General features: G+C 45.7%; 10 protein-coding genes, 1 pseudogene and 1 riboswitch. Of the genes and pseudogenes, 9 read left to right on the top strand and 2 right to left on the bottom strand.

Going from position 1 to position 16,126, the window contains the following annotated elements:
• Window positions 1-166 precede the first annotated feature (166 nt).
• The 3 genes from AACQ21_RS15810 (at window position 167) to AACQ21_RS15800 (ending at window position 2,044) form a co-directional block, all read left to right on the top strand.
• Window positions 167-304 carry a hypothetical protein gene (locus AACQ21_RS15810; RefSeq protein WP_013868191.1) on the top strand — a complete coding sequence of 46 codons (138 nt, stop codon included), beginning with the start codon at window positions 167-169 and terminating at the stop codon, window positions 302-304.
• 181 nt (window positions 305-485) lie between these two features.
• A riboswitch (FMN riboswitch) is annotated at window positions 486-642 on the top strand.
• Between the two features lie 92 nt (window positions 643-734).
• Window positions 735-1,391, top strand: coding sequence for a 3,4-dihydroxy-2-butanone-4-phosphate synthase (ribB, locus tag AACQ21_RS15805; protein ID WP_105977554.1), 657 nt, complete (start codon window positions 735-737; stop codon window positions 1,389-1,391).
• Between the two features lie 170 nt (window positions 1,392-1,561).
• Window positions 1,562-2,044: a YehS family protein gene (locus tag AACQ21_RS15800; RefSeq protein ID WP_038148283.1), complete on the top strand. Its 483-nt coding sequence runs from the start codon at window positions 1,562-1,564 to the stop codon at window positions 2,042-2,044.
• Window positions 2,045-2,173: 129 nt separating this feature from the next.
• Here AACQ21_RS15800 and AACQ21_RS15795 read toward each other — a convergent pair whose 3' ends face one another.
• Window positions 2,174-3,835: a methyl-accepting chemotaxis protein gene (locus tag AACQ21_RS15795; protein ID WP_017042354.1), complete on the bottom strand. Its 1,662-nt coding sequence runs from the start codon at window positions 3,833-3,835 to the stop codon at window positions 2,174-2,176.
• 291 nt (window positions 3,836-4,126) lie between these two features.
• On the opposite strand from AACQ21_RS15795, the gene AACQ21_RS15790 reads away from it, so the two are divergent.
• Window positions 4,127-4,483, top strand: a complete 357-nt coding sequence (locus AACQ21_RS15790; protein WP_026027197.1) for a YibL family ribosome-associated protein — start codon at window positions 4,127-4,129, stop codon at window positions 4,481-4,483.
• A 62-nt stretch (window positions 4,484-4,545) separates the two neighbouring features.
• On the opposite strand, the gene malT is transcribed toward AACQ21_RS15790, so the two are convergent.
• Window positions 4,546-7,254 (bottom strand): HTH-type transcriptional regulator MalT, encoded by a 2,709-nt coding sequence (gene malT, locus AACQ21_RS15785; RefSeq protein WP_017046883.1) that lies wholly within the window; start codon window positions 7,252-7,254, stop codon window positions 4,546-4,548.
• A gap of 586 nt (window positions 7,255-7,840) precedes the next feature.
• On the opposite strand from malT, the gene AACQ21_RS15780 reads away from it, so the two are divergent.
• The 5 genes and pseudogenes from AACQ21_RS15780 to AACQ21_RS15760 form a co-directional block, all read left to right on the top strand.
• Window positions 7,841-10,294 (top strand): glycogen/starch/alpha-glucan phosphorylase, encoded by a 2,454-nt coding sequence (locus AACQ21_RS15780; protein WP_013868184.1) that lies wholly within the window; start codon window positions 7,841-7,843, stop codon window positions 10,292-10,294.
• Window positions 10,295-10,396: 102 nt separating this feature from the next.
• The gene (gene malQ / locus AACQ21_RS15775) at window positions 10,397-12,574 is read left to right on the top strand and encodes a 4-alpha-glucanotransferase (protein ID WP_105977553.1); all 2,178 of its coding nucleotides are present in this window, start codon (window positions 10,397-10,399) and stop codon (window positions 12,572-12,574) included.
• A 181-nt stretch (window positions 12,575-12,755) separates the two neighbouring features.
• Window positions 12,756-14,945 carry a 1,4-alpha-glucan branching protein GlgB gene (gene glgB / locus AACQ21_RS15770; protein WP_094145640.1) on the top strand — a complete coding sequence of 730 codons (2,190 nt, stop codon included), beginning with the start codon at window positions 12,756-12,758 and terminating at the stop codon, window positions 14,943-14,945.
• A gap of 290 nt (window positions 14,946-15,235) precedes the next feature.
• Window positions 15,236-15,754 carry an Hcp family type VI secretion system effector gene (locus AACQ21_RS15765; RefSeq protein ID WP_013868180.1) on the top strand — a complete coding sequence of 173 codons (519 nt, stop codon included), beginning with the start codon at window positions 15,236-15,238 and terminating at the stop codon, window positions 15,752-15,754.
• 141 nt (window positions 15,755-15,895) lie between these two features.
• Window positions 15,896-16,126 (top strand): annotated as a pseudogene (locus AACQ21_RS15760) (type VI secretion system tip protein VgrG); the annotation flags it as partial.

Here is a 16,126-nt window from a genome sequence, read left to right as displayed (position 1 = left end):
ATAAGAAATATTAATGATCATTTGTTCCTCATTTATTGATTTTTAGTTTTTAAATATCGTTTTAAGGCTAATTTCGATGATATGAGGAATTAAAAAATAAAAAATTCTCAGTTTTTGTATTCCTTGTTTTGATTCACAATCAACGCATCGATAGCTGAGGAGGTGAATGATGAACGACCCCATAACGACTGACACCAAACAGCCAACACCGCTGGCGATCTATTACCGCCAGCGTTTAGAAAAATCACGTAACCCTATAGAGGTAATGGCGATTTTAGCTCTGATTCATTTATGTCACTGGTGACCATGAATAAAGGCATCTTGCATACCCTAAACTCTTGAGTTAGCTATGCTCCTGTTACCCCCAACTGCATAATTGCAGGATGCCTTTCCTTTTCGATGCACATCACTTTTTCTTCGTCCTACTTTTCATCTTTATCGTAAACGACTACCATGACATCGCTTTTTTAAAGCCAATTTATATTTTAAATTCTCAGGGCGGGGTGAAATTCCCCACCGGCGGTGTGTTTGTTTTTTCAGTTGAGAAGGCAGATGAGCCCGCGAGCGCTCGATGTATCGAGGTCAGCAGATCTGGTGAAAAACCAGAGCCGACGGTTATAGTCCGGATGAGAGAGAATGAAGAGACGCCAGTTAGTTCGCTAGCTGGTGCAATTTGTTTTGGATTTGATCCCTCATAGCAGCCCTGATTCTGGTGATTTTTTAGGAGTACAACCATGAATCAGCTATCTCTACTTGCCAAATTTGGCGACCCTATTACTCGTGTTGAAAACGCACTGTCTGCGCTTAAAGAAGGGCGAGGCGTGTTGTTGCTTGATGATGAAGATCGTGAAAATGAAGGCGATATCATTTATGCGGTTGAGTCACTGACCACACAACAAATGGCACTGATGATCCGTGAATGCAGTGGCATCGTCTGCCTATGTTTGACCGATGAACAGGCTAATCAACTGCAACTGCCCCCGATGGTAATGCATAACAATAGCGCAAACCAAACCGCTTTTACTGTCTCGATTGAAGCAAAAACAGGTGTAACTACGGGCGTTTCAGCGCAAGACCGAGTGACCACAATAAAAACCGCGGCCCGCTTTGATGCTAAAGCCGATGATCTTGCACGCCCCGGCCATGTCTTCCCACTTCGCGCTCGGGCGGGAGGTGTTTTGGCTCGTCGTGGACATACGGAAGGGACGGTTGATCTTATGCAAATGGCGGGTTTAATGCCTGCGGGCGTATTGTGTGAACTCACCAATCCTGACGGTTCCATGGCCAAAACACCCGAGATCGTTGCGTTCGGGCAAAAGCACAATATGCCTGTATTGACGATTGAAGATATGGTGCTGTATCGAACAAGGTATGATTTGAAATTAGCCTAACTGTGATGGCCCAGAGAGATAAAGCTTCTTTGGGCCAGTCGGCATCTTCTCTATTGCTCTACATCTAGTAAAATAGATAGGTGTCCGATCGCTCTTCTGCTACAGTGGCGCGCTATTTCTTCACAGTCTGTCATCTTGATGGCACTGGAAATCTAACCCTAGGATCTATTTTGACCAATAACGATATTTTACGCCGTATTCGCTACACTTTTGACTTTAAAGACTCAGCTATGGTTGAGATTTTTGCTGCGGCGGACGGCTGCGTTACTCAAGAGCAAGTGACTACTTGGCTAAACAAAGAGACGGAATCTGTGTTGAGTGATGTGGATCTAGCGATATTTCTCAATGGCTTAATCAATACAAAGCGTGGTAAACGCGATGGTGAACAACCTCAGCCTGAAACACGCTTAACCAATAATATGATTTTCATGAAATTGCGTATTGCGCTGGATATGAAAGCAGAAGATATTTTAGACACATTAGCTTTTATCGATTTTCGTTTAAGTAAGCACGAGCTCAATGCATTTTTCCGCAAGCCTGACAATAAACACTACCGTGAATGTAAAGATCAGATCCTGCGTAACTTTTTAATGGGTGTTCAGCGTCAGTTGCGTCCAGAAGATAAACGCGAATATCAAGAAAAAATCGATTAAACCAAAGAAATCTCCTGTAAGTCATTAGGGATCTCTTCATTGAAAAAAGCCATGTTGACATGGCTTTTTTACTTAGTGATCAACGATTTTCATTCTGACGCTTACGAATATCAGTTTTACCTCTTCTTGCTAAACTTTAAAGCGGTCCACCAACTCATAGAGTTCGTTGGCTCGGCTATTCAGCTGTTGGCTACCCGCTTGGTTCTGATTAGCCAGTTCAGCCGATTGACTACTTTGATCAGATATCACCACAATACGCTCTGATATCTCTTGCCCAACAATACTTTGCTCTTCTGTTGCAGTTGCGATCAGTGCGTTCATATCCATAATCGTGGCAATAGAGTCTTGAATTTTTTGTAATGCTGTCGATGCGGCATTGGCTTTTTCTACGGTGCTTAAGCTACGACTTTGGCTTGAATCCATCGCTTTAACTGCGGCATCAGAGGCATTTTTCAGTTGCCCGATCATGGCATGAATTTGCCCTGTACTGTCTTGGGTACGGCTGGCTAATTTTCGGACTTCATCTGCTACCACGGCAAATCCTCGTCCTTGCTCGCCCGCGCGAGCCGCTTCAATAGCTGCGTTTAACGCCAGTAGATTGGTTTGTTCTGCAATATCTTGGATAACCGCAAGTAGAGACGAAATGTTTTTCACATCGCCTTCCAGTTTTGAAATCACAAGGCTCGCTTCAGCGACCTCTTTGGCGAGATCCTGTACCGATTTTGCTGCCGAATCAACGATTTCATGGGCATCTTTGGCGTTGTCGTCAGCATCTTTTGCTGATTGAGCGGCATGATGGGCGTTGTTCGAGATCTCTGTTGCAGTCGTGGTCATTTCTGTCATCGCTGTCGCTACTTGATCGGTCTCTTCACGTTGCCCTGATGCAATGGCGTCAACTTGTTGTGCTCGTTGTGTCATGTCATTGGTTTCATCCACAACCTGTTGCCCAACTTGGTGTACGCGCGCAATGATACTTTGCAAGCTGGAGACAAAGGCATTGAAGTTATCACTTAATCTTGCAAATTCAGGGGCGTTGAATTTTTCCATTCTTGCAGTTAAATCAGCGTCACCGTTTGCAAATGAACGAATCGATAAATCAAATAGCTCGAGAGGACGCATGATACTGCGATTTAAAATGATGGCGAAAAAACCGACGATGAGGATAATGATCAAGCTCATCAAACCGATATTGACTAAACTGCTTTGCATATTTTCCGCAGCGAGTGTTTCCATGTTGGCGATTACAGCATCAATGTCATCGGTGTAAAAGCCAGTGCCTATCATTAGATCCCACTGTGGCAAATAGGTAGAATAGGCCAATTTAGGTAGTGGTGTCGTCTCTCCCGGCTTGGGGAAATAGTAGGTAGTGAACTTATCTACTTTGGCATTTTTGATTAAATCTTGGATTAAATAGTTGCCATGCGTATCTTGCATGTTCCAAAAGTTATCGCCTAAACCAGCATTACTTTGGCCCAGTAGTAGTCGATCCCCTTTGCTATTGTAGCCAAAGATATAGCCACTATTTTCAAACGCGATGTCACGCAGTATGGTGATGGCTTCGCTGAGGGGAGCGTTCTTTTGTTTGAGTGATTTGAGCGCTGTATCGGCAATTTGCAGATATGAACGCAGCTCATTTTGTTTCATCTCCATCATGCTAGCGCGGGTAGCAGCCATTTGTTCGTGATTCAGTTTTTGTGTTTCTGAAAAACTGAGATACATCATACTTAACGAAATAATCAGTAGCGGAACAATGGATAGCACGTAGAGTCTTTGGCGAATAGTCAGGCTCATGGTTATTTCCTGTTGTTATGTTATTGGCCTTGGTACTTTAACTGACGGTTGACATGCTCGTTGTTGTTATAAATATAGCTTAGCTAAGTTTGCGGCACAGCGTCTTACAAAGAGCATATTTTCATATGAAAAATGGGTGTTATGTCAAATTGGAATGCTAAGTAGAGTTGTTATGCCCTCTATGACTTGCCAGTGGCTTTCATTTCACCGGTTTAAGCTTAATTTCTATATAGAGTATAGATAGGCTGTGATATACTCCGCCCCCACTTTACTTTCGAAGAGCCAGTGACCATGAGCCTGAAAAATGAAATTCAACAACTCAATAACCGTTTAGATACGTGTCGCCATAAGCTCGATGCGGCTAAAGGTCGTGGCGATCAAGTAATGATCAGCAAATTTACCGATGAAGTAGAACAACTGACGAAAAAGCTCGCTCAAGCAAAACACAAGCAAAATTATACGGTGAGCAAAGAGCGTAAGAGTTTGCTCGATATGCCATTTTCTCGTGAGTTGACCAAAGCCGAACAGGCCGATTTAGGTCAATTGAAAAAGTCAGTTAAAGGTTTAATCGTGGTACACCCGATGACAACAATGGGCAAAGAACTGCGTTTAGAAGTGATGACTGGTTTCGCTCCAAAAACCTTCTAACCATCATGTTTTACGATCAAAAAGAGCCAGATTATCTGGCTCTTTTTGATCGTACCTGCGACTCAATAGCCCATAAGTTGCAATAAATTCTCGGCGGTGTGGATTGCCTCTTTGCGGTTAGCAATATTCAGTTTTTGGTATAGGTTGCGGATGTGGGTTTTGATGGTGGTTCCTGCGACATCCAGCTCTTGTGCAATTTGCTCATTGCTAAACCCAGAGTAGATAAGCCCCAAGACTTGCCATTCACGTTGAGTGAGTGGGCTGGTACGAACCAGCTCAGGAATATTTGGGTGATTAACCAGCTTCTCAACAAACTCTTCGTCGAAATGGACTGATCGGCTGCGCTGAGTGGTAGAGATCTCTTTCATTAACTGTTGTGCGCGGTGGCGTTCCAGATCTCCCAATTCGGATCGGCTAGAGAGTTTTTCCAATAAGTGGCCGATCTGCGAACCATCGATTAAAAAGTTACCCACCATACCCGTCTGATTGGTTAGCTGTAGGGCCTCTTTGAGTTTTTCTTTCGCCACTTCTTCGTTGTGCACTGTGGTTGCTAGAACGGCTTCGAGGATCAAATTACGGTTTAGGTCAGTAATCAACTGATAAGTTTGCGCTTCGTGCTGCATAAACGTCAAAGTTTGAGTCGCATCTTCCAAATGACCTAAGTGAATCTGAACTCGAGCAATATTGCGCCATTGAAGCTGTGAAAAGTGATTGCATGCTTTTTCTGGTCGAATGGTGGTCTTGAGCCACTGCAACATTGCTTCATCATTGCCACGAGCTTGCCAAAATAGAATCAGTGAGAGCGAAGCATTCGCCGTCCAGTCTACGTGATAAGTCGATTGTTTCAGTAAGTGCTGTATTTGTTCGATGAACTTACCCGCTTTATCGAGTTCACCACGGCCAATAGCAATACGCGCCAGCATTGAATAACTGTGCAGATGCTTGCTTGGAGAGTGGTTGCCCAATACGCGTAGTCCTTTATAAGCGCATTCTTCCGCTTCATCCAAGCGGTTCCAGCACCACAGGATTTGGGCACGTATCCGTAGTAAGAACTCATGTAATGGCACTTGCTGTAATTGCTGCTCTTCAATTAATTTGAAGGCAATATCTTGTACTTCAAAAGCGGCTTGCACATAACCTTGGGCAATCAAGATCTCGCTTTGCTGTAGTAATGCCCATAGCGCTTGGTGGTAAACCTGATACTGGCGTGCCAGCTTTTCGGTTTGTTGCATCATCGAGAGTGCGCGGCTTAATTGACCGAGCACGTGGTTCACTTCGCCGACGACTGAAGTGGCGACAATACGACTGCGGTAAACGGTGTGATCCAGTTGGCTCAGTGCTAACTCCGCAAGTTCTAAGGCTTTTTCTGGCTCATTTTGGTTGATCGCGACTTGAGCACGTAGGGCATTGAATTCGCCTTGTTCTTTGGTGCTTAGCTGAACATTGAGCGCTTTCATCTCGTTGGTCGATTTGGTTAGCAGATCCCCAACGTCAAAGTAGCGGTGCTGACTTTGAGCCAGCCAAGCTTGTAGCATACACAGTTTAGGCTCGCGATAGAGTTGGGCCGGAGAGAGTTGGTTAATGGCCTCTTCGAGAGCCAAAAGCTCGCCTTGGTTGAACATCTTCCAGCCAAATTGCGTCAAGATAGTAGCGAGTAAGTCAGTATCGTTGGCGAGCGTGGCGTGACGCAACGCTTGATGAGGTGTGGCTTCTTGCAACCAAGCGTGCGCGGCGGCACGGTGCAGATCGTGCTCCTGCTGCGGGATGCGCGCCAAGCGTTCATGAGAGAGGAATTCCGCAAATAAGTTGTGGAACCGGTACCAGTTGTGCTCACCTTCCAGTGGATAAATGAATAAACCATAGCGGTTGAGCGACTCAATCATGCTCAGCGCGTCGTCACGTTTGGTGAGTGCAGAGACTAACACGTCATTAAAGTGATCGAGCACCGAGCATTGCATCAAAAATTGGCGCGTTTCTTTATCGAGTAGATCAAACACTTCCTCAACTAAGTAATCCCATAAATGTGCATGATTAAACTGCGATACCGACTCCGCTGTCTGCGCCAACGTGCGCTTTTGGTGCTGTGCTTGTAAGGCAATCAATTGCAGTGCAGAGGGCCAGCCTTCGACATAGGTGCACAAGTTGTTGGCAGTATCATCATCCACGCCATCAGAGACCCGTTGATTAAAGAAGCGTGTTGTTTCTTCGGTATCAAAGGCGAGTAGCTCATTACCAATTTCGATCATCAAATCGCGTACGCGCAAGTTGGCCGTGCCTAATGGTGGTGTGGCACGGCTAGTGACGACCAGCGTTAGGTTGTCTGGCATGTGTTTGAGGAAAAAGCGCATCGCTTCGTGGATATCGTCATCGGCGATCAAATGGTAATCATCGAGAACCACATAGCACTCTTTGTTAAAGCCAGACATTTCCGAAAACACTTCACTAAATAGCGAGTGTAAAGAAGAGAACTGGCGTCGCTCGGCCAATTTTTGGGCATTTGGACAACTTTGCTGAGTCGCTTTATTAATCGCTTGCAGTAAGTAGTTGATAAATCGGAACGCATCATTGTCGCTTTCATCGATGCTATACCAACCCACATTGGTCTTGTCTGATAACCATTGGGCTGCCATGGTGGTTTTTCCATAACCAGCAGGCGAGCGAAATAGCACGAGTTTGTAGCAAGGTGCTTGGGCAAGCAGCTCTAACACACGCGGGCGAACGATGGCGTTGTGAAGGCGGCCGGGACGAGTAAGCTTAGAAGGTATCCACATCTTCCAGATTCCATTTATTGTTCTTGTTACTGACTTAAAAGCTGATCGCAGCTTTGGAGGTGCTTAGTAAGAAGAGCATCATTATTTAGGAGTACACAAGTGAACTATCACTCATTTTGTGTGGATGTTACTTGATGTCGTGACGCACGTTTATTGATCCATCCCGAGATTCTTGCAGGATTCACATTTACTCATCATCTACGCCCTGTAATTGTGACCTTAATCACTAAAACTTCTTTGTTATGCGCTATATAAAAACTGAGCATGTACAAAATCTCATGTAATTTGTAAATGAAGCTCATTTTTTTGAGAGCCAATTCTCATATTGAGAGATTGATATTCCCGATCGAAACCTTAGCGTCATGAGCGGTATTTAGGCTAGTGAGCAAGGTGATGTGATCACAATCACTGCTTATGAACCGCTATGTGCAACGAATGAGAGATAGATCACTGCGACTCTGGTGCTCGCCCTCTACGCCCTGAGCCCTCCTCCTAAACGAGGTCATTTTTAGGAGGATGCCGACCTTGCGTAGCTGATGCACGATATGCCGAAGATGAATTAAAACGACTAAGTGAGATTTCGCTAATGAAACCTACGCAACAGAAGAAGTTTGATAAAGCTTCGTTCCAAGACAACGTAAAGAAACACCTGACTGCCACCTACGCTACCACCATTGAAAATGCAGATAGCCGTTCATGGTATCTCGCAATGGGGCGCGCACTGGCTGAATTAACGATGTTTGATCTACTCGAAACTGAGCAAGACGAGCGCATTGTTAACGCTAAGGGTCTGAACTACTTATCACTTGAGTTCTTGATTGGCCGTTTAACGGGCAACAACCTCATCAGCATGGGCCTGTATGAGCAAATCACGGAAGCGATGGCTGATTTAGGTCAGAACCTAACGGATTTATTAGAAGAAGAACGTGACCCATCCTTAGGTAATGGTGGTTTAGGGCGACTTGCGGCATGTTTCATGGATTCGTGTGCTGCGCAAGAGTACCCAACCGTAGGTTATGGTTTACATTATGAATATGGTTTGTTTAAGCAATCTTTTAGTGAGGGCCACCAACAAGAAGCTCCTGATGAGTGGCGTTGTGTTGAAGGCTACCCGTGGGAAGTGGCACGACCACACCTAGCACAAGAGATTGGTTTTTACGGCCATGTTGACGTTATCAATGACAATGGCGTGGAAAAACGCCGTTGGATTCCGAGTATGTTTGTCCAAGCAATGCCTTGGGATTTACCGATCGTCGGCTATGAAAGCGACACGGTTTACCCACTTCGTTTATGGGAATGTCGCGCAATTGCGCCTTTCTCACTGGCTGATTTCAACAACGGTAACTACTTTGAAGCACAGCATGCCTTGATTGATGCAGGCAACATTACCAAAGTACTTTATCCAAACGATAACCACGAAAAAGGCAAGACACTGCGTTTGATGCAGCAATATTTCCATAGCGCGGCGTCAATGCGTGACATTTTGCGTCGTCATGCGGCGGCGGGTCATGACATTGCTGATCTTCCTAAATATCAAACCGTTCAGCTAAACGATACTCACCCAACGATTTCCATTCCTGAATTGATGCGTATCTTGATTGATGAGAAAGGCATGGGCTGGGATGAAGCATGGGCGATCAGCTCAAAAACGTTCGCCTATACCAACCATACGCTACTGCCTGAAGCACTCGAAACGTGGAGCGAGTCGTTGATCCAGCGTTTGCTTCCTCGCCATATGGAAATCATTTACGAAATCAACCACCGCTTCCTGCAAGAAGTACGAGCCAAGTGGCCGGGTGATGTGTCGAAACAGCAAAAACTCTCCATCATTCAAGATGGTTTCCACCGTGTCGTGCGTATGGCAAACCTTTGTGTGGTTGGCTCTTACGCTGTGAACGGTGTGGCAGCGCTGCACTCGGAGTTGGTAAAACGCGATCTTTTCCCAGAATTCCACGAGCTTTACCCAACACGTTTGCACAACGTAACAAACGGCATTACGCCGCGTCGCTGGTTGAAATTTTGTAACCCAGGTTTGTCGGCGCTTATTTCGGAAAAAATTGGCACTGAGTGGCCAGCGCACCTTGACCAGCTAGAAGCGATTGCGCAATACGCTGACGATGCGAAATTCCAAAAAGAGTTTATGGCGGTTAAGAAACACAACAAGCAGCGTCTGGCTGATTGGGTATCAGAGAACATGGGTATTGAGCTTGATACCAATGCCATCTTTGATGTGCAGATCAAACGCTTGCATGAATACAAACGTCAGCATTTGAATATGTTACATATTCTCTCTTTGTATCATCGTTTAGTGAATGACCCAACGTTCGATATGACGCCGCGCGTGGTGTTCTTCGCGGCTAAAGCGGCACCGGGTTACCACCTAGCTAAAGAGATCATCTACGCCATCAATAAAATTGCGGAAAAAGTAAATAACGATCCGCGCATTGGTAACAAGCTAAAAGTAGTTTTCATTCCTGATTACCGCGTGAGCATAGCTGAAATCATCATTCCTGCTGCCGATGTATCTGAGCAAATTTCTACCGCAGGTAAAGAAGCATCCGGTACTGGTAACATGAAAATGGCGCTAAATGGTGCTCTAACCATAGGTACGATGGATGGTGCAAACGTGGAAATTCGTGAGGAAGTGGGTGATGACAACATCTACATCTTCGGTTTGGAAGTGGACGGAGTCGAAGCGTTAAAAGCCAGTGGTTATAACCCATATGATTACTACAATGCGGATCCGCTGCTTAAGGCTTCACTGGATTTGTTGGTGGGTGAAGAGTTTACCCCAGGCGCTCCGGGCAAATTGAAAGCCACGTTCGATAGCTTGCTTGATGGTGGTGATCCATACCTAGTGCTGGCTGACTTCGCTTCGTATGTACAAGCGCATCAGGCGATGGACAAGCAGTACCGTGACCAGGCTGGCTGGGCGAAGAAAGCGATTCTTAACACCGCGTTGGTGGGTAAGTTCAGCTCTGACCGCAGTATCCGTGACTACGTTAACAACATCTGGAAATTAGAAACCGTTAAACGTTAATTTTCAAGTAAGCCAAGGACTTTAGGGCCTTGGCTCTATGATGACTCATTATAATAAAACCCTACCCATTTGAAGGGGAAAGAAGTCCCTTCGGAGAAAGCGATGAAACAACTAAACGCATTAAAACAAGTAGCGGCGATGGCGAACATTGCCGACAGCTACATAAGCGCGTGGGGCGACGAAGCGAAAGTGGAAGATGAAACCATTATCCGCTTATTGGCGTCTTTGGGCTATGACACAACCAATGATGAAACGCTGCTGAAATCAGCAGAAAAGAAACACAAGAAAGATGTATTGGATCCTGTTCTCGTTATTCGTGAAGGTGAAGCGGTGGAAGTGCCACTTTATCTAGGTGCCAGCGCACGTGAAAGCGAATTTAACTGGCGCTTAGAAACCGAGCAAGGAGAGGTACTTGAAGGCTATCTTCAATCGCAAGTCGTTCGTGATGAACGCGCTGAGGGTGGCCCTTTAGTGTTTGCATTGCCAAGCGATTTGGCATGGGGATATCACAAACTGTTGGTGACACGGAAACGCCGTAAAACACCGTATGAGCTCACGCTGATAGTGACGCCAAAAGCCTGTTACAAACAAGCACCTATTACTGAAGGTAAAAAATTGTGGGGCCCGAGTGTGCAGCTTTACACGCTGCGTACTCAGCACAACTGGGGTATTGGTGATTTTGGCGATTTAAAACAGTTAGTGGCGGATATTGCCTCTCGTGGCGGCGATTTTGTCGGCCTTAACCCGATTCATTCTCTCTTTCCTGCAAACCCTGAAGGAGCGAGTCCTTACAGCCCATCGTCACGCCGTTGGCTCAATATTTTATACATAGACGTGAGTTCAGTGCCTGAATTTGCTTTGAGTGCGGATGCGCAGCAAAAAGTAGGCAGTGCGGAGTTTCAGCAACGTCTTCAGAAAGTACGTGAAGCGCATTGGGTAAACTACACCGAAGTTGCAACATTAAAAATGAGTGTCTTGCCACTTCTGTTCACCGAATTTAAAAAACGCCATTTAGATAAAAATAGCGATCGCGCACAAGCCTTTTTGAATTTCGTTGAAGAAGGTGGCGAGAGCTTAGTGCACCAAGCGGCATTCGATGCGCTGCATGTCTATTTACATGCCCAAGATCCGAATGTATGGGGTTGGCCGGTTTTCCCTGAAAAATATCGTCGTTTTGAAAACAGCGCAGTACAGAAATTTATCGAAGACAATCAAGATAAAGTTCACCTATACATGTACTTGCAGTGGATTGCTGATGGCCAAATTAATGAAGCCCAAGCACTCGCGGAAGAAAAAGGCATGGCGGTCGGCTTATACCGCGACCTTGCGGTGGGTGTGGCTGATTCAGGCTCTGAAACTTGGGCTGATGCCGGTAACTTGATTTTAGACGCCAGCATTGGCGCACCGCCCGATATTCTTGGACCATTGGGTCAAAATTGGGGCTTACCACCGCTTAACCCACAAGTCTTACAAGCAACCGCTTACGATGCTTATATCAAGCTGCTGCGCGCCAATATGAAACATTGTGGTGCGCTGCGCATTGACCATGTACTTGGTTTACTGCGCTTGTGGTGGGTACCAAAAGGTGAAAATGCCACTAAGGGTGCTTACATCTACTACCCAGTACAAGATATGCTCGCGATTTTAGCGTTGGAATCTCACCGCCATCAATGTAGCGTGATTGGCGAAGATTTGGGTACAGTACCTGATGAAATCGTCGATATTTTAGCCGATGCGGGTGTTCACTCTTATAAAGTGTTCTTCTTTGAAACCGCAGAAGATGGCGGCTTTATCTCACCGAAACATTACGCCGCTCAGTCGATGTCGGCACTGTGCACACATGATATGCCAACGTTGCGTGGTTTCTGGCATTGCGATGATCTCAAAATGGGGAGCGAAATTGGTTTGTACCCCGATCAAGCCCAGCTCGAAGCCTTGTTTGAGGACCGTTTGAAATGTAAACAAGGCATTTTGGATTCGGTGGCATGGCATGGTTATTTGCCTGAGGGTGTGGGGCGCGACGCAAGCCTTGTTCCAATGGATTCATATTTAAGTGAGGCGCTGCAACTGCACGTTGCATCTGGTGCATCGACCTTGTTAAGTATTCAGTTAGAAGATTGGTTGGAAATGGATAAACCCGTTAATATTCCGGGCACCGTTAATGAGTACCCTAACTGGCGTCGTAAACTTTCAATGAATTTGGATGAAGTATTTGCGCGTGATAATGTCAATCGCATTGCTGCACGTTTAACGGAAGTGCGAGCGAGTGTAAGTAAATAATCACTTACTGAATAAACCTTGATGTGACTTAGTGTTATCTTTCTTAATCATGGCATGAAGAATTTTAGTCTAGGTCACTCAATGTAACAGCAGAGTTCGGTACACTGAACCTCGCTAGTATGCCCGCCATTTTAGCGGGCATTTTTATACGTTTAAAGAAAGTTAGGTTAGGAGTAGGGATATGAAAACAAAAAAGCTTTCAAAGCTAAAGCAGGCATATAGCCAACTTTCCCATGCATCATTTACAGATCCATTCTCATTTTTAGGCCCTTACCTTGCACCCGATCAAGGTGCGCTACGCGTTTGGATGCCGGGTGCCGAAAAAGTTGAGCTGGTGGTGGAAAATCAACCCCGCATTCTACTTGAGCGTGAAGATGAGTCGGGTTTCATCCTCAAATCAGACATTGATCTACGTTTTACCCACTACCAATTGGCGGTCGATTGGGCAGGTGTCGAACAGCTCATCGATGACCCATATCAGTACCATGGTTTATACGCTGAATATGATGATTTACATACGCCGAAATCGATGTATCACCACATGGGTTCGCAGTTCGTGACCATGGAACGTGGTGGTAAACAAATCTCAGGTATCCGTTTTTTAGTCTACGCACCGCATGCAAAAGCGTGCAGTTTGATTGGCGCATTTAACCAATGGGACGGACGTCGTAATCCAATGCAGCGCCTTGATTACGGTATCTGGGGAATTTTCATGCCCGACTTACCCGAAGGTACGCAATACAAATTTGAATTGAAAGGGCCTCATGGTGAAGGGTTACCGCATAAAGCCGATCCTTGGGGTCACTATGCCGAGCAGTACCCTTCATTTGCCTCGGTAACATACGATCATCGTCGCTATGAATGGCAAGACAGTACGTGGCAAGCTCGCCCCATCACCGAAAAGCGCAAGCAAGCACTCTCTTTCTATGAGTTGCACGTAGGCTCTTGGCGTCGTAATTCGGCGGGTGAATTTTTAAATTATCGTGAGCTGGCTGATCAACTGGTGCCTTATTTGGTGGATTTAGGCTATACCCATGTAGAGCTTATGCCCGTGTCTGAGCACCCATTCTATGGTTCTTGGGGTTATCAACCTGTTGGCTTATTTGCGCCAACGAGCCGTTTTGGTACGCCCGATGATTTTAAATATTTCGTTGATCAATGTCACCAAGCCGGCCTTGGTGTGGTGCTCGATTGGGTTCCCGCACATTTTCCTGCCGATAGTCATGGCTTAGCCAATTTTGATGGCACTCCTTTATTCCATGACCCTGATCCACGCCGCGGCTGGCATCAAGATTGGAGTTCATATATTTACGACCTTGGCCGCGAACATGTGCGCCGTTTCTTGGTCTCGAATGCGTTATATTGGTTTGAACAGTTCCATATCGATGGCATTCGAGTAGACGCCGTTGCTTCTATGCTCTATCTCGACTACTCACGCAGCCATGATCAATGGATCCCAAATGTGGATGGCGGTAGAGAAAATTACGATGCGATTGCCACCTTAAAGTGGATGAACGAAGAAGTGTACAAACACTTCCCGAATGCTATGACCATTGCTGAAGAATCAACAGCTTTTCCCGGCGTTTCAGCGCCAACCTTTATGGGCGGCTTAGGTTTTGGTTTCAAATGGAATATGGGCTGGATGCATGACAGTTTGGCCTATATAAAAGAAGATCCCGTCCATCGTAAATACCATCACAACGTCATCACCTTCCCGTTAGTCTATGCACACAGTGAAAACTATGTGTTGTCGCTATCGCACGATGAAGTGGTGTACGGCAAGGGTTCGATCCACAACAAAATGCCCGGCGATGAGTGGCAACAAACGGCAAACTTGCGTGCTTATATGGGTTACATGTATGGCCAGCCGGGTAAAAAACTCAACTTCATGGGCACTGAATTTGGTCAAACGGCAGAATGGAATCATGATGACCAACTTCAGTGGTTCTTATTGCAGTTTGAACGCCATCAAGGAGTGCAGAATTTAACGCGAGATCTCAATAAGATGTATCAAGCCGAGCCTGCACTTTTTGAGTTAGACAGTGAGCCTCGTGGCTTTGAGTGGCGCTTACAAGATGCGGCCGATGCGAGCATTCTTGCGCATGAACGCATGAGTGACTGCGGTGAACGTATTTTAATTATCACCAATTTTACCCCTGTTCCTCACCAAGCTTTTCGTTTAGGTATGCCTGTCAAAGGTGAGTATCAATTACTGCTTAATACAGATGATAGACACTATGGCGGTAGCGGTTTTGAAGTCAAAAACCGTGTACTGACTGAAAACGTTGAGAGTGAGGGTTTAGACCAATCTATTTTGGTCTGTGTACCGCCACTGGCAACTCTCTACTATAAGCTAGAGACAAGGGTATAGTTGTCAACCCCATTGCAATTTAATGAGTTGAATGGTTTCTTGTGAAGTCTCAACATCAAAATCCCGATTTACAGTGTGAATCGGGATTTTTACATCTGGCTGTCTCAGAATGAGGGTAAGTTTTTACCCATCGAAGCAATATCTTGCTCATACTGGGCAGGTTTTTGCTCAATCAAAAATACATGCAATATAAGTGTTTGATTTTAAATGGTAATAGAGTTGGCACTGACTTTGCTCTATGACGAGTGAACTTGTTTCATACCATTCATCATTAAAGTAAGGAATTTGCAATGCCAACTCCATGTTATATCTCTATCGAAGGCGAAACTCAGGGCCTGATCACTGCTGGTGCTCTGTCTACTGATTCAATCGGTGATGCGTTCGTTGAAGGTCATGAAGACCAAATGTTGGTTCAACAATTTGACCACGTTGTAACTGTACCGACTGATCCACAATCAGGTCAGCCTTCTGGTCAACGTGTTCACAAACCATTTAAATTCACCGTAGCGCTAAACAAAGCGGTTCCTCTTCTTTATAACGCACTGGCGTCTGGCGAGAAGATGAAATCGGTTGAGCTAAAATGGTACCGCACTTCTATCGAAGGTAAGCAAGAGAACTTCTTCACTACTACACTCGAAAGCGCGTCTATCGTGGACATTCACTGTGAAATGCCACATTGCCAAGATCCAGCGAACGGCGACTTCACACAAAACGTTACGGTTTCTATGTCTTACCGTAAAATCCTGTGGGATCACGTGAATGCGGGTACTTCAGGCTCTGACGACTGGCGCAAGCCTGTTGAAGCGTAATCACGCTTAGTTTTTGGGTCGCTCACTCGTGTTTCATGTCCTTGGGGTGAGTGGCCCACACCAAAACCTTAAGCTCAGTACGTAGCCTAGTTATGTATTGAGCTTAAGGTTTTTCGACATTCAAATGTGGAAGGTAAAAAGATGGCAAGGTTAAGTTTTAGGCTCACCGTGGAGGGTTTGGCAGACGACACGTTAGTGGTGCGTGAATACCAAGGCGTGGAATCGCTGTCTGATAGCGCGCAAGCGGGCCTGCATTGCTACGGTTTTCGCTATGAGATAAAACTGGCCAGTCGCCAATCTGGCTTAACGGCGCTGGAGCTGGTGGACAAAACCGCTCAGCTTGAGATGTTGCGTGATGGCCTTGTCGTGCAG

It is taken from the genome of Vibrio sp. V01_P9A10T6 (assembly GCF_963877065.1).
Taxonomy (GTDB): Bacteria; Pseudomonadota; Gammaproteobacteria; order Enterobacterales; family Vibrionaceae; genus Vibrio; species Vibrio anguillarum.
Note: the sequence above shows the minus strand (reverse complement) of the source record. Positions and strands in the feature narration are given on the sequence as shown.

Coding starts and splice junctions, on each gene's coding strand:
- AACQ21_RS15765 (WP_013868180.1), top strand. CDS start 15,236: ATGCCAACTCCATGTTATATCTCTATCGAAGGCGAAACTCAGGGCCTG.
- AACQ21_RS15790 (WP_026027197.1), top strand. CDS start 4,127: ATGAGCCTGAAAAATGAAATTCAACAACTCAATAACCGTTTAGATACG.
- malQ (WP_105977553.1), top strand. CDS start 10,397: ATGAAACAACTAAACGCATTAAAACAAGTAGCGGCGATGGCGAACATT.
- malT (WP_017046883.1), bottom strand. CDS start 7,254: ATGTGGATACCTTCTAAGCTTACTCGTCCCGGCCGCCTTCACAACGCC.
- AACQ21_RS15795 (WP_017042354.1), bottom strand. CDS start 3,835: ATGAGCCTGACTATTCGCCAAAGACTCTACGTGCTATCCATTGTTCCG.
- ribB (WP_105977554.1), top strand. CDS start 735: ATGAATCAGCTATCTCTACTTGCCAAATTTGGCGACCCTATTACTCGT.
- AACQ21_RS15810 (WP_013868191.1), top strand. CDS start 167: ATGATGAACGACCCCATAACGACTGACACCAAACAGCCAACACCGCTG.
- AACQ21_RS15780 (WP_013868184.1), top strand. CDS start 7,841: ATGAAACCTACGCAACAGAAGAAGTTTGATAAAGCTTCGTTCCAAGAC.
- glgB (WP_094145640.1), top strand. CDS start 12,756: ATGAAAACAAAAAAGCTTTCAAAGCTAAAGCAGGCATATAGCCAACTT.